We start from the raw sequence: 247 nt of genomic DNA, 5'->3' as shown, positions 1-247 counted from the left end.
ACCTGTACGGCAGCGCCACCACGACCCGCTACCAGTACCGCGTGACGCTCAAGGACGGTGCCATCCTCAAGCAGGTGGCGATGAACACCGTGGACACCGACCGCCAGTTGGACGGGGCGGGCGCGGCCAGCGACAAGAAAGCCTGGGGGAAAGTGCTGGACGTGCCGGAGCGCTCCCAGATGATCTACCCGGATGGTGGTGAGGTGTGGTGCTCGCCCACCTCCATCAGCATGGTTATGGCGTACTA

At 64.4% G+C, this 247-nt stretch carries 1 protein-coding gene; it reads left to right on the top strand.

The window, feature by feature from the left end:
• On the top strand, positions 1-247 hold a 247-nt coding region (locus L0664_RS18515; protein WP_235227386.1), incomplete at both ends, for a C39 family peptidase.

Origin of the sequence: Octadecabacter dasysiphoniae (assembly GCF_021532615.1) — a bacterium.
Taxonomy (GTDB): domain Bacteria; phylum Pseudomonadota; class Alphaproteobacteria; order Rhodobacterales; family Rhodobacteraceae; genus Octadecabacter; species Octadecabacter dasysiphoniae.
Note: the sequence above shows the minus strand (reverse complement) of the source record. Positions and strands in the feature narration are given on the sequence as shown.